General features: G+C 66.9%; 13 protein-coding genes. All 13 read right to left on the reverse strand.

The genetic code is table 11. The features are described 5' to 3' along the window. Positions 1-370: 370 nt before the first annotated feature. Genes FHS55_RS03020 through FHS55_RS03080 form a run of 13 tightly spaced genes read right to left on the reverse strand, consistent with a single transcriptional unit; the run spans position 371 to position 13,426 of the window. Positions 371-1,870, reverse strand: coding sequence for a tripartite tricarboxylate transporter permease (locus FHS55_RS03020; RefSeq protein WP_425485782.1), 1,500 nt, complete (start codon positions 1,868-1,870; stop codon positions 371-373). Next, on the reverse strand, positions 1,870-2,331 hold the full coding sequence (locus FHS55_RS03025) for a tripartite tricarboxylate transporter TctB family protein (RefSeq protein WP_183188178.1): 462 nt from the start codon (positions 2,329-2,331) through the stop codon (positions 1,870-1,872). Before FHS55_RS03025 ends, FHS55_RS03020 begins: the two co-directional genes overlap by 1 nt. Further along, entirely contained in the window at positions 2,315-3,247 is a 933-nt protein-coding gene (locus FHS55_RS03030) for an NAD(P)-dependent oxidoreductase (protein ID WP_183188179.1), read from the reverse strand. Before FHS55_RS03030 ends, FHS55_RS03025 begins: the two co-directional genes overlap by 17 nt. 7 nt (positions 3,248-3,254) lie before the next feature. Then, entirely contained in the window at positions 3,255-4,037 is a 783-nt protein-coding gene (locus tag FHS55_RS03035; protein WP_183188180.1) for an RraA family protein, read from the reverse strand. Between the two features lie 27 nt (positions 4,038-4,064). Next, positions 4,065-5,057, reverse strand: coding sequence for a Bug family tripartite tricarboxylate transporter substrate binding protein (locus tag FHS55_RS03040; RefSeq protein WP_183188181.1), 993 nt, complete (start codon positions 5,055-5,057; stop codon positions 4,065-4,067). A 51-nt stretch (positions 5,058-5,108) separates the two neighbouring features. Continuing rightward, positions 5,109-5,786, reverse strand: a complete 678-nt coding sequence (locus tag FHS55_RS03045; RefSeq protein ID WP_183188182.1) for an RraA family protein — start codon at positions 5,784-5,786, stop codon at positions 5,109-5,111. Between the two features lie 19 nt (positions 5,787-5,805). Beyond that, entirely contained in the window at positions 5,806-6,903 is a 1,098-nt protein-coding gene (locus FHS55_RS03050) for a ketopantoate reductase family protein (protein ID WP_183188183.1), read from the reverse strand. A gap of 1 nt (position 6,904) precedes the next feature. Next, positions 6,905-8,506 carry an ABC transporter substrate-binding protein gene (locus FHS55_RS03055; RefSeq protein WP_183188184.1) on the reverse strand — a complete coding sequence of 534 codons (1,602 nt, stop codon included), beginning with the start codon at positions 8,504-8,506 and terminating at the stop codon, positions 6,905-6,907. Between the two features lie 31 nt (positions 8,507-8,537). Beyond that, positions 8,538-9,755 (reverse strand): acyl-CoA dehydrogenase family protein, encoded by a 1,218-nt coding sequence (locus tag FHS55_RS03060; protein ID WP_183188185.1) that lies wholly within the window; start codon positions 9,753-9,755, stop codon positions 8,538-8,540. Further along, positions 9,752-10,738 carry an ABC transporter ATP-binding protein gene (locus FHS55_RS03065; RefSeq protein ID WP_183188186.1) on the reverse strand — a complete coding sequence of 329 codons (987 nt, stop codon included), beginning with the start codon at positions 10,736-10,738 and terminating at the stop codon, positions 9,752-9,754. The genes FHS55_RS03060 and FHS55_RS03065 overlap by 4 nt, the downstream gene beginning before the upstream one ends. Further along, entirely contained in the window at positions 10,738-11,583 is an 846-nt protein-coding gene (locus FHS55_RS03070; protein ID WP_183188187.1) for an ABC transporter ATP-binding protein, read from the reverse strand. The genes FHS55_RS03065 and FHS55_RS03070 overlap by 1 nt, the downstream gene beginning before the upstream one ends. Continuing rightward, on the reverse strand, positions 11,580-12,449 hold the full coding sequence (locus tag FHS55_RS03075; protein ID WP_183188188.1) for an ABC transporter permease: 870 nt from the start codon (positions 12,447-12,449) through the stop codon (positions 11,580-11,582). The genes FHS55_RS03070 and FHS55_RS03075 overlap by 4 nt, the downstream gene beginning before the upstream one ends. Beyond that, positions 12,446-13,426: an ABC transporter permease gene (locus tag FHS55_RS03080; RefSeq protein WP_281379531.1), complete on the reverse strand. Its 981-nt coding sequence runs from the start codon at positions 13,424-13,426 to the stop codon at positions 12,446-12,448. The genes FHS55_RS03075 and FHS55_RS03080 overlap by 4 nt, the downstream gene beginning before the upstream one ends. Positions 13,427-13,638: the final 212 nt, after the last annotated feature.

Here is a 13,638-nt window from a genome sequence, read left to right on the forward strand (position 1 = left end):
GACATAGCTGATCTTATCGTCAGGTGCACAGGCACCGGAGCGCTGGACATCGAGAATGGCCGCCTAGCGGCTGGACAGCGCCGCACACACCGTGGGTGGCTTATGCGACGCTGACGATGCTCTTTCGGACGCTTTCACGTAAGTGAAATGCACGAAATACGTCGATTCTGCAGAGAGATATACGTATTAAACAAACACACTCTCGACAAAATTGGCAACAGATCAGTCGTTACATGAGTCGAGCCTCACCGAATTGCATCGGAGCTCAACTGAAAAGCACGCCGCACCGAAGTATAATGAGCAAATAATTTTACTGTAATTAGGCTATTTACATAAATATTCGCGAAGTCATGCATTTTTTTTGGTCGCCCTATTCCGCGAAGACCTTCTCGCGATTGACCCTTACCGTGGGCAGGATGATGACGATCAGCAGGGCTGCCGCGGCGATGAGCAGCACCACGCTGATCGGCTCGCGCACGAACACGGTGGGATCCCCGCGAGAGAGCGTCAGCGCGCGGCGCAGGTTCTCCTCCATCATCGGACCGAGGATGAAGCCGAGCAGCAGCGGTGCCGGCTCGAAGCGCAGCGCCACCAGCACGAAGCCCAGGAGCCCGAACACCGCCGCCGCGATCAGGTCGACGGAACTGTTCGAGACGCTGTAGATGCCGATGCAGCTGAACAGGATGATGGCCGGGTACAGCAGCCGGTAGGGGATGCGCAGCAGCTTCACCCACAGGCCGACCAGCGGCATGTTGAGCACCAGCAGCATCGCGTTGCCGATCCACATGCTGGCAACCACCCCCCAGAACAGGTCCGGCTCGGTCCTCATGATCTGCGGACCGGGTGTGATGCCGTGGATCATCATCGCCCCGACCATGAGCGCCATCACGGCGTTGGACGGCAGGCCGAGTGTCAGCAGCGGGATGAACGAGGTCTGAGCGGCTGCATTGTTGGCCGATTCCGGTCCTGCAACACCTTCGATCGCTCCCTTGCCGAAACGGGAGGGGTCGCGTGCCAGTTTCTTCTCCACCGTATAGGATGCGAAGGCCGAGAGCGCCGCGCCGCCACCCGGCAGCAGGCCGAGCGCCGAGCCGATGATCGAGCCGCGCAGCGCCGGCCCGGCCGACTGGATGAGATCCTGCCGCGTCGGCATCACCCTTCCGTGCTCGATTATCGTGCCGCCTTCCTTCTCATGCTGCACGAGGATGCGGATGATTTCCCCGATGCCGAACACCCCCATCGCCAGGGAGACGAAGTTGATCCCGTCGGACATCTCCGGAATGCCGAAGGTGAACCGCAGGTCGCCCGAATTGATGTCCGTGCCGACGAGGCCGAGCAGCAGGCCGAGGATCACCATCGTCAGTGCTTTCAGCAACGACCCCTGCGCGAGCACAATCGCGCCGACCAGCCCCAGTGTCATGAGGGAGAAGTAATCGGCGGGTCCGAAGCGAATAGCGACGCTCGCCAGCGCCGGCGCGAACAGGGCAACGACGAAGGTCGCCACCGTTCCTGCGAAGAAAGACCCGAGCGCGGCAATGGCCAGCGCGGGCCCGGCGCGGCCCTGGCGCGCCATGGCATGACCATCGAGGCAGGTGATCACCGATGAGGTCTCACCCGGCATGTTCAGCAGGATCGACGTTGTTGAGCCACCATACTGCGCGCCATAATAAATGCCCGCCAGCATGATCAGCGCCGTGGTCGGTTCCAGCGAAAAGGTGAAGGGAAGCAGCAGCGCGATGGTGACGAGCGGGCCTACTCCCGGCAGGACGCCGACGAAGGTGCCCAGCAGGACGCCGAGAAAGCAGTAGGCGAGGTTGATCGGCGTCGCGGCAACGACAAAGCCGTGCAGGACACCATCCCAGATGCTGATCATGGAAACGGCCAAAATTTGAACGGCAAGCCGAGGAGCTTGACGAAGACGACGGACGAGGCGAGCGACACACTGATCGCCAGTGGCACGACTTCCCGCCACTTTGCGTCGCGACTGCCAAGGGCGGCGACGACCACCGTGATGATGCCGGTGACGACGACGCCCAGCGAGCCGACGAGCAGGGCAAAAAGGATGACGGAACCCAGCACGAGTGCCAGCGGTCGTGCGCCCGCGCGCCCGTCGATGGGCCGGCCCTCCGGCGCCACCAGCGACCGCAGGGTGACCAGAAGCCCGAGCACCGCGAGCGCCGCGCCGAGCAGCGTGGGCATGTAGCCGGTTCCCATGCGCGCGGCCGTCCCCATGGGGTAATGCGTGGCGGCGACATAGGAGACGCCGGCGCCGAGCGCGGCGATCAGCAGCCCACCGACGATCTCGTCGCGATTCCTAGTCGTGGCGGACATGAAGCAGCGTCTCCTGTGAGGCGGTGTGACCGAGCGCGGCGTCGAGATGGGCGATGGCAAGCGCCAGCGTGGCCGGCTGCTCGCCGCCCAGACTCCGCTTGAGTCCGAGATCGGCCAGCCCGGCGAGCCGGGCGGAGACGACGCGGCTGACCACCGGGTCGAGGCCGACCTGAGCGATGGTGTCCGCCGATTGGGCGACCTCCAGCGCGCGCCGGCCGGCGTGTACCCCATGCGAGCGGAGCAGGAAGTCGATGACGTCGCGCGCGCCCTTGCGCTCGAACATCTCGACGAAACTGTCGATCACCTCGCCGTCGAGCCCGTAACGGCGCGCCGCGACCAGCGATTCGACCAGCAGCGTCTCCAGCCCCTTGGTCAGCACACTGCGCAGGATCTTCACCGCCGCCGCCTGGCCCGGACGGTCGCCGACGACGCGGATGTCGAAACCGAACGGCGCAAGTCGCGCCGCCAGTTCCGACGCCGGACCGCCGGCGGCGAGCAGCGGCACACGGTGCAGCCCGCTGGCCGGCGCACCCATGATGGCGATGTCGACGAAGGCGCGACCCGTCGCGGTGACGATGCCGGCCACCTCCGCCTTGACCGACGGGCCGAGCGAATTGACGTCGGCATAGATGACCGACGGCAACAGCGCGGGGATACTGGCCCGCGCCGCCACGGCCGCGGCATCCTGCGTGACGCTGGAGAGGACGATATCGCGGTCGCCCAGGATCGAAGGCTCGAACGCCAGTCTCACATCGAGCTCGGCCGCGCGCCGCAGCGCGAGTGCCCGCTCGGTCGGGCCGGGAGGATCGTCATAGGCGACGATATCGACGCCGCCGCCGTCCAGCAGCCCGCGCGTGAAGCTTGAACCGACCTCGCCGAAACCGATGATGCCGATCTTGAGCGGAGCATGGGTCATCACGCGGCTACCATTTGCTCGGCGGCAGGATCTTCGCCGCTTCCTGCGGCGAGCGTCCTTCCGCCAGAGCGGCGACCAGCACGCTCTCGCGCGAGGCCGCGACTTGCGCCTTCTCCAGCACCGCGCCGGCGATTTCCGGTGGCACGATGATGAGCCCGTCATCGTCGCCCAGCACGAGGTCGCCCGGGCGGATCTGGACGCCGGCGATGGTGACGGTGCCGTTGAACTCCACCAGTTCGAGCCGATGCTTGCCGGTGCGAGGCGTCACGCTGCGCGACCACACGGCGAGGCCGGAGCGGACGATGCTCGCCTTGTCACGCACCGAGCCGTCCACGACGATGCCGGCCAGCCCCTTGGCGTGCGAGGCGGTGGCGAGCAGGCCGCCGAAGCTGGACGCATCGATGCCGCCGCCGCCATCCACCACGAACACGTCGCCAGCGCGTGTCAGCGTGATCTGATCGATGCCGCCACCGCGCGGCTTCTCGCCATTGACCAGCGCATGACCCGCGAGGCGGCGTGCCCGCGACTGGCGCGCGGTGACCGCCGGACCGACGATGCGCTGGCCGGTGGCCAGGGGGCGCAGCGTCAGGGAGGGCACGGCGGTGTCGTAGCCGAACTCGTCGAGTATGTCGGCCACCATGGAGGTGAGATCGGGCAGCGCGAGGTAGCCGGCGATGATCGCCGGGTCGAAGCGCTCGATCTCGACCTGGCGGATGAGGCGGGGATCCAGATTGCCGACCAGACGGTCGGCATAGGGCCGGAGCTGCTCAAGAATGATGTCGGTGGACATGGTGTCTTCCTTCGACTGCGGCTTGGGTCACTGGGTCTGGATGTTCGCGGTGGCGACGACCTGCTTCCACTGCTCGTAGCCGCGGCGGATTTCGGCCTCGAACTCGGCCGGAGTCGAATTCACCAGCGTCATGCCCGCCTTGTCGGTCACAGCGAGGTAGGACGGGTCCTTGGCGAGGTCGACGATGGCGGTATTCAGCTCCTTGACGACGGCATCCGGCGTGGAGGCCGGGCCCAGCAGGCCGAGCCAGGAGCGAGAGACGAAGGCGTTGACGCCCGCTTCCTCAATGGTCGGGATATCAGGAGCGAACTTGCTGCGCTCCGCCGTGGCGACGCCGAGGGGGCGTATCTCGCCGCTCTTGAAATAGGGCAGCGAGGTGCTGAGCACGAGGAAGCCGACCTGAATGCGCTTGCCGAGCAGTTCCGCGATGATCTCGCCCTGGCCCTTCAGCGGCACATGCACGATGTCAATGCCGGTGAGCTGCTGCAGATAGGCGGTGTTGAGATGCTGGCCGGACCCGATGCCGGCCGTGCCATAGTTGAATTTGCCGGGATTGGCCTTGATGTAGGCGAGAACCTCCTTGAGGTCCTTGCCCGGCAGCGCCGGATCGACCGCCAGCACGCTCGCCTGATCGGCCACCAGCACGATCGGCTTGAAGTCCTTGAAGATGTCGTAGCGCAGCTTGGTGTTCAGCGCCGGCACGGTGACGTGGTTCGAGGAGGTGAACAGGAAGGTGTGGCCATCGGTCGCCCGCGCGACATATTCCGTGCCGACCGCCGCCCCGGCGCCGGGGCGGTTCTCCACCACGAAGGACTGGCCGAACTTTTTCGACAGCTTGTCGGCGAGTTCGCGGGCGAGCAGGTCGGTGCCACCCCCCGGCGGGAAGGGCACCACAAGCTTTACCGGCTGGGTCGGCCAGGACTGCGCGAAGGCCGGCGCGCCGGCCGCAGCGATCCCCGAGGCGACGATGCCAGAGGCCAGAAGCAGCGCCAGACGCCGCAATAATTTTATCTTTTCCATAGAAAAACTTCCTAATTTGCCAAATTGAGCCAGCGCCCGCTGGCCGCGCGATCAGATCTCGATGTCGATACCCTTGCGCCGCAGGATCGCTGGACCGAACAGATCCCAGGTCGTGATCGCACCACTTGCGAGCCGAGCCCGCAGCGCCGTTTCCTTCTCCGAACGCTGCTGGGCGACCTCGGCCACCCAATCGATGTCGGCGAACGGGATCACCACGACGCCGTCATCGTCGCCAATGATGAGGTCGCCCGGGTGGACCTCCACCCCACCGACCACGATCGCCTCGGCAAGCGGGCCGAAGTAATCCTTGTCGCCCCGGCTCTTGAGGCTGAGCCCCCGCGCGAAGACCGGCAGGTCGCTCTCACGCAGGATGTTGCCGTCGCGCGCCGCGCCATCGATCAGCACGCCGGCGATACCGCGTTGCAGGGCGGCCTCGGCCATGACGTCGCCGAACGCCGCGCCCTCGGTGAACGCCTCGGCCGAATAGACGATCACGTCGCCGCGCTTGGCGAGCGCGAGGGCGGCATGGCCCGTGAGATTGTCGCCCGGCTTGCCCTTGGCGGTGAAGGCCGGACCGAGCAGGCGCAGGCCCTTGCGGATGGGCTTGATGGCGTGATGCAGCGCGCCGCGTCGGCCGAACGCCTCATGCGCCGTCGCGGTGCCAATATCGGCGAAGGCGGCGATCTGCGCCGGGGTAGGGCGAGGAAAGTCGGGAGCGAACTTCGTCATTGGAGTATCCTCGAAGGGGTCAGACAGCGTGGGCGGGCTGGTCGGTCCCGCGACTGGCGAAACTCAGCAGCAGCGCGGGATGCGGCTTGGCGCGGCCCGCTTCAATCTCGCGCACCACGGCGCGCACATGTTCATTGGCCGGCACCGCGACGCCCACCTCGCGCGCACGGGCGATGACGAGGCCGTAGATCTCCTCCACCTCGGTCGGGCGCCCCTTGGCGACGTCCTGCCCCATGGAGGGGCGCTGGGCGTCGCTGCGCGCCTTGGTGGCGAGGGCCGCCGCCAGCAGCGCCTCCTCAACCTTGGCCAGCGCCGCGCCATCACCCTCGTCGGCGCGCGCATAGAGCGTCGCCGGCACCGGGCCGATGGACTCCAGCGCGAACCCCAGCCGCTCGCCGACGCGGATCGCCTCGCCGGCGACCTTGATCCCGAACCGGCGCAGCGCGGGGTCGCGATCCAGCGCGTTGATCGACAGGCCGCTGGCGGCCGACACGCCGTTGCGCATGGCGTTGGCGGCGAGCTTGGACCAGCGTTCTCCGGCCAGATTGGTGGTGACCTTGACCGAATCCACCTTGCGCAGCAGCGCGCCCAGCGCCTCGATCCGTTCGGTGAGACGGCCATCGGGTTCACCGACGCGGAACACGTCGATGCCCGGGCTTCCGCGCGGCACCATGCGCTGCACATGGCCGGGCCCGTCGAGTTCCACGCCGATCCGCGCGGCGATCAGCCCGGCGACCCGCCCGTGCCCCACCACCTCGCCGATGACGTCCTCATTGATGCCGTTCTGGGCCGAGACGACCAGCGCGCCCGGCGCCAGGAAGGGCCGGATCCGCTCGGCCGCGTGGCGCGTGGCGTAGGATTTCACGGCGATGAAGGTGAGGTCGATCGCCGGCCCTTCGCCAAGCCGGCCGATCTCGCTCTCATGCAGCATGGTGACGGGGATGGCGGCGGTCTCCTCCGGCGCCATGCCGTCGACGCGGAAGCCATACGCGCGCACCGCCGCGACATGGGCGGCCCAGCCGTCGACCAGCGTCACGTCCTCGCCCGCCGCCGCGAGCTGGGCGCCGATATAGCCGCCGACCGCACCGGCGCCGATGATTGCGATACGCGGCGCCATCTCAGGCCCCGTTCTCGAGCCAGACATCCTTCAGTCCGCTGAAGGCCTGGTCGGGCGTGTCGGGGATGCCCCGCAGACGCTTGCTGTAGACCGTCAAACGCTGCAGCTCGAACAGCGGAATGTTCGGCAGGTCGGTCATGGCAATCTTCTGCCAGCCCTCGAAAGCCGCCAGACGCTGGGCCGGATCCGGGTTGCTCTGGGTGATCTCGATCAGCTTGTCGAGTTCGGGGTTGGAGTAGCGCGCGCCATTGGTGTTGGGCACGCCCTTGGCGATGGATTTGGTCCAGTAGAGCCGGTAGAGGCCCATGGCCGGGTCGATCATCGCCGAGAACTGGCCGGCGCGGGTCTGGAAGTCGTAGTCGGTGTAGACGCGCTTGTAGAGGGTGGGCGTGTCCTGCGAGCGCAACTTGAGATCGATGCCGACCTGCTTGAGGTTCTGCCGGAGGAATTCGGCAGTGTTCTGCAGCGCATCCGTGTTCGATTCATAATCGAAGAAGATCGAGAAGCGCACGCCGCCGTCCTTGCGCGGGAAGCCCGCCTCGTCGAGCAGCGCGTTCGCCTTGGCCGGATCGAACGGATAGGCCGGCAGATTCTTCGAGAAGTACTTCTGGTAGTGCGGGATCGGGCTGGTGGCGACCGTGCCGAAGCCGTACCACGCCGCGTCGATCAGCCCCTGCTTGTCGATGGCATGGGCGATGGCCTGGCGCACCTTCACATTGCCGGTGATGGCGTCCTGGGTATTGAACTCGAAGGTGAAGATGGGCGAGAGCCACTCATAGCCCTGCGTGGTGAAGGCGAGCTTGGGATCCTGCTTCAGACGGGCGATGTCGGCCAGCGGCACGGGATCGAACGGGCCATACTGCACCTCGCCCACCTCGAAGGCGGCCGCGCGGGATGCGGCATCCGGGATGATGCGGAAGATCAGCTTGTCGACATACGGCTTGCCGGCATCCCAATAGTCCGGATTGCGCTCGAACTCGATGTATTCGCCCTTGTTCCAGCGCACGAAGCGGAACGGCCCGGTGCCGATCGGCTTGAGGTTGGCGGGGTTCTTGGCAGGCTCCGACCCGGCATAGATATGGGCCGGCAGCACCTGCGATTCCGCGGCGCTGAGGGCGCCCAGAATGATCGGCGAGGATTGCGACAGGCGCAGCACCGCGGTCCGCTCGTCCGGCGTTTCCACGTCGGTCACGCTGGCGAAGGTGGTCCGCCCGCGCGGGTGGAGCTTTTTCCAGAGCTCCAGCACGCTATAACGCACGTCCTTGGAGGTGAAGGGCGTGCCGTCATGCCATTTCACGCCGGGGCGCAGCTTGAAGGTGATGGAGAGGTTGTCCGGCGCGACCTCCCAGCTCTGGGCGAGGCTCGGCAGCGGCTGCATCGCGTGGTCGTAGCTTAGCAAGCCGTCATAGACGTTGGGCGAGACGACGTTGACCGAATAATGATTGCTCACCGCGCTGGTGAGCACGGTCGGCTCGGGGTTGATCACCGCCACCAGCGTGCCGCCCTTGAGGGGGCCGGCCGCGTGCACGGCGCCGCTGAACGCCGGCGCGACGGCCGAGCCCAGCAGCAGGGAGAGGAATGTACGACGTTCGATCGCGATCACGGGTCGCTCCTGTTCGTTTGATGGCGGTGCGTCAGGCGTTGGCGACCGGCGGCGCGATGCCGTCGAGGTACCAGGCACCCAGTCCCTTCGCGCGATAGGCCAGCGGGTCATGGGTGGTGTGGGTGCGGGCGTTGCGCCAATGGCGGTCGTAATTGGCGTCGGCGCGGGTGATCGACGCGCCGCCGACCTCGTAGAGCGTCTCGGACGTGCTCAACGCCACCTCGGCCGCGAAGATCTTGATCTCCGACACGCCGGCGGCCGCCTCGGCGACCAGCCGCTCCAGCGCCGCCCCCTCGACGCCGCGCGCGGGAGCATCCGCCACGCGGTCGATCAGATCGGCGGTGTGCAGGAATAGCGCCTGTGCCGCATGTGCCCGGGTCGCGATCTTGCCGATGGCGTGCTGGATGAACGGATCCTCCGCGGCACGCACGACGCCGCTCTCGCGCACCGTGCGGGCTCGGCTGCGGGCATAGGTGACTGAATCGTCCAGCACAGCGAGGCCGATGCCCACTTCCAGCCCCGCATGCAGCAGGTGGACCCCCGCATCGGTGTAATCGCGCGGCAAGCCATGCCAGCCGGCCGAGCTCATGATCTCGCTGTCAAGGACCAGAACATTCTCCAGCTCGGTCGTGCCGCTGGCCGTGGTGCGCTGGCCCATCCCGTCCCAGTCGTCGAGCAGGCGGATGCCATCACGCTCGCGCGGGATCAGCACCGCGACGCGTTCGCCGTCCGGCGTGATCGCGGTGACGCGCAGATGCTGGGCGAACAGGCTGCCGGTCGAATAGTATTTCCGCCCGTTCAGCCGCCAGTTCGCACCGTCCCGCGTCAGCGTCGTGGCGACCGCGCCGCGCACCGAGCCACCGAGTTCGGCATTGGCGACGCCGAACAAATCCCCCGCCACCACCCTCGCGAAGAAGTGGCGCTTCTGCTCCTCCGTACCATGCAGCGCCAGCCGCTCGACCGAGGTGATATGCGGGATGAAGCCCTGTGCGACGTTGGTGTCCGCCTTGGAGAGCAGCAGATAGACCTCGGCGACCTGCCGCCAGCTGGCCTCCAGCCCGCCATAGCGGCGCGGGACACGCAATGCGCCGAGCCGACTGTGCCGAATCTCCTCGAACGCCTCGTAGGGCAGGATGTGTTCGCGGTCACGACGGGCGGCGTCGCGGGCGATGTCGTCGGCGAGTGCGCGGGCGACAGCCACGACGTCAATGTGGTCGCGCGTCAGCGCAACGGGGGAAGCGGCTGTCATGCGGGTACGAGTCCTTCTTGGAGGCAAAGCGACGAAACCTGGGATGTCTCGTGGAGGTGGCACGCGACCGCGCGCCCCTCGCCGGCGACGCGCAGCTGCGGAACCGCATGTCGACAGCGCGCCTGCACGAGCGGGCAGCGCGGATGAAAGGCGCAGCCGGTGGGCGGGTTGAGCGGGCTCGGCAATTCGCCGGTCACCACGGGCCTGTTCGCGATCCGGTGAGTACGCGGGCTGATGACCGGTACGGCCGCCAGCAACGCCTGTGTATAGGGATGAGCCGGTGCGGCCAGCACGTCGGCATGCGTACCGGTCTCGACGATCCGGCCGAGATACATGACCGCCACGCGGTCGGCCATGTGCTGGACGACACCGATATCGTGACTGACGAACAGGTAGGCGAGCTTGTATTCCTGCTGCAGGTCAACCAGCAGGTTCAGAACCTGCGCCTGCAGCGATACGTCGAGAGCGGAGACCGGCTCGTCGAGCACCAGAAGCTCGGGTCCGCAGGCGAGCGCGCGGGCGATCGCGGCGCGCTGGCGCTGGCCGCCGGACAGCTCATGCGGGTAACGGTCTTTCAGCGAGGCCGCGAGCCCGACCTGATCCATCAGCGAAGCAACCCGGCGCGCGCGGGCGGCGCCATTGGCCTGCGTGGTCCGCAATGGCTCCTCGATGATCCGGGTCATGTCAAAGCGCGGATCGAGCGAGGACGCCGAGTCCTGGAACACCATCTGCAATTTGCGACGATAGGGCAGCAGGGCCCGTCCCTTCAGGCGGGCGATGTCGATCCCGTCGATGCGAATCGCGCCACGGGCGACATCGGTGAGCCGCATCACGGCACGTGCGAGCGAGGACTTGCCGCAGCCGGATTCGCCCACCAGCCCGAGCGTCTCGCCGCGCCCGACCGCGAGGTCAACGCCTCGCACGGCCCGCACCGTGCCGCCATGCGAGCGGTAATCGACGTCCAGTCCCTGGATCTCGAGCATCAGCCGGCAAACTCCCCGCTATCGACCAGCTCGGGCAGGCGTGGACGCGGCCCGAAGCGGGGGCGCGGCTGGGGACGCGCGGCGATCAGTCCGCGGCTATAGGGATGGCGCGGCGCCTCGAAGAAAGGAATGACGGGCTGTTCCTCGACGGCCTGCCCGTGACGCATCACCAGCACGCGGTCCGCCGTTTCCGACACGACCGCGAGGTCATGTGTGATCAGCAGCAGCGCCATGCCGTTCTCGTTCTTGAGCTCCAGCAGCAATTGGAGGATCTGCGCCTGGATCGTCACGTCGAGTGCGGTGGTCGGCTCGTCGGCGATCAGCAGGGCCGGCCGCTGGGCCAGCGCAAGGGCGATGACGACGCGCTGGCGCATACCGCCCGACAGACGGTGCGGATATTCCCCGAGCCGCTGGCGCGGTGCGGGAATGCGCACGCGCTCCAGCAGGTGCAGGGCGTAATCGGCCGCCTCGCGTCGGCTGACGGGGCGATCCGCGCGGATCGCCTCGACGAGCTGCGCGCCGATGGTCATCACCGGGTTGAGCGAGGTGAGCGGATCCTGAAACACCATGGCGATGGGCGCGCCGCGATGCTTGCGGCGCTGGCGCGGGGTGAGGCCCAGGACCTCCTGCCCGGCGAGGCGGGCCGATCCGCCGATCCGCGCGGAGGGCAGCAGCCCCATCAGGCTGAGGCCGGTCACCGTCTTGCCGCAGCCGGATTCGCCGACGAGGGCCAGTGTTTCGCCCGGGGCGATGTCGAAGGACAATCGCTCCACGGCGGAGACGACACCCCGTGCGGCGGCAAAGCCGATCGACAGCTCGCGGACCTCCAGCAGCGACGGGCTCATGCGTCGCCTCCGCGGAGTTCGCCCGCGCTCGTCCGGCGCACGCGCATGCGCGGGTTCAGCAGGTCCGCCACGCCCCCACCCAGCAGCACGAAGCCCATGACGGCGACAAAGATGGCAAGGCCGGGCAGCGCGGTGAGATACCAGGCGGTGCGCAGCAGCGGGCGGGCATTGCCGATCATGCTGCCCCAGGAGATCGTGTTGGGATCGCCGAGACCGAGAAAGGCGAGTGCGGCCTCGACCAGAATGGCGTGGGCGACCACGGCGGAGACCATGACGATCACCGGAGCGAGGCTGTTCGGCAGAATATGCGTGGCGATGATCCGGGCGTGGCCGAGGCCCATCGTCTCGGCGGCCAGCACATAGTCGGCGCGCCGGATTCGAAAGACTTCCGCGCGGGTCAGCCGCGCGATCTCGGGCCACGCTGTCAGCCCGATGGCCAGTGTGACGCTGCCGATGGACGGCGCCAGCACGGCCACCAGCACCATGGAGAACAGGAAAGTCGGGATGGTCTGGAAATACTCGCTGAGCCGGGTCAGCGCATCGTCGAGGCGGCCGCCCGCGTAACCGGCGAGCGCTCCGACACTGACGCCGATCATCGTCGCGAGGATCGCGGCGCCGACGCCGATCGAGAGCGAAACGCGCGCGGCATGGCAGAGCTGGGCCGCGACGTCGCGGCCGAGCTGATCAGTCCCCAGGGGGAAGGCCGCATCGCGCAATGGCCAGAGCGAGCGAGGCCCGACCATGGCCATCGGATCGCCGGGATAGAGGACGCCGGCTCCCGTAGCGACGCCTGCCAGAGCCAGCAGCAGCGCCAGCCCGACGAGGGCAGAGGGGTTTGTACGCGCGAGGGCGATGAACCTGCTCATGACGCCAGCTCGACCCGCGGGTCGAGCACCCCATAGAGAAGATCGATGACAAGGCTCATGACGATCACGAGCAGCGAATTGCACAGGAACAGGCTGAGCAGCAGGTTGATGTCGCGGTCGCTCACCGCCTCGAAGGCAAGGCGCCCCATGCCGGGCCAGGAGAACACGGTCTCGACGACGACCGCGCCGCCAAGCACCGAGCCGAGCTGCAGGCCGCTCAGCGTGACCACGGGAAGCAGCGCGTTGCGCAGCACATGGCGAATGGCAATGCGCGCCTCGGATATCCCCTTCGCCCGCGCGGTGCGCACATAGTCGAGGTCGTAGACCTCGCCCATCGCGGCCCGCGTCACCCGCGCATAAAGGGCGAGATAGGCCAGGCTCAGCGTCGAGGCCGGCAAAACCAGATGATAGGCAATATCACCGACGGCGCCGAGCACGCCCGGAGGGCCGCCGATCTGCGTCATGCCGCCGAGGGGAAACCAGCGCAGCTGCACGGCAAACAGTACGATGGCCATGAGGCCGATCCAGAACACGGGCGTGGCGAAAACCACGGCGGCGAAGACTGACACCGCCTGATCGACCAGCCCGCCGCGAAAGCGCGCGGCCAATGCGCCGAGCAGCAGCCCGAGGCCGACAGCCAGGGCGACCGCCGCGCCGATGAGCAGCAAGGTCGCCGGCAGCCGGTCCAGGATGAGCTGGGAGATCGGCATGTTGTGGCGGAAGGAGTAGCCGAGATCGAAGTGCCCCAGCTGCCGGACATAGGCGAGGAACTGCGCCCAATCCGGCCGGTCGAGCCCGAACTGGGCGCGCAGCATGTCCATATATTCGGGAGACGCGGCACCGCCTTCACCGGCGATGACGTCGACGAGATCTCCCGGAATCGCTTTCAGCAAGATAAAATTCCCTAGCATTATCAATTCAATAACGGGAATTGTCTGCGCCAGGCGGCGAAGCGTGTAGGTGGCGAGCGGAGGCAAAGCTGAGTGACCCGATTTAGTCTATATGAATTATGTTATATTGATTGAACCGGTCGGTGTCTAGCGCTATAAGCGATGTCGTCCGGCGCGGGAGGCAAAAGACGCTGGAGGTGGCACGCCACATCTCCAATTCGCGATCATGCGGAATTAATTGATCAAGTTGAGGCCGGCATCATTCCCTAATTTGATGCAGGACGTCGATCGATTGATTC

This window comes from Ancylobacter tetraedralis, assembly GCF_014195655.1.
Classification (GTDB): Bacteria; Pseudomonadota; Alphaproteobacteria; order Rhizobiales; family Xanthobacteraceae; genus Ancylobacter; species Ancylobacter tetraedralis.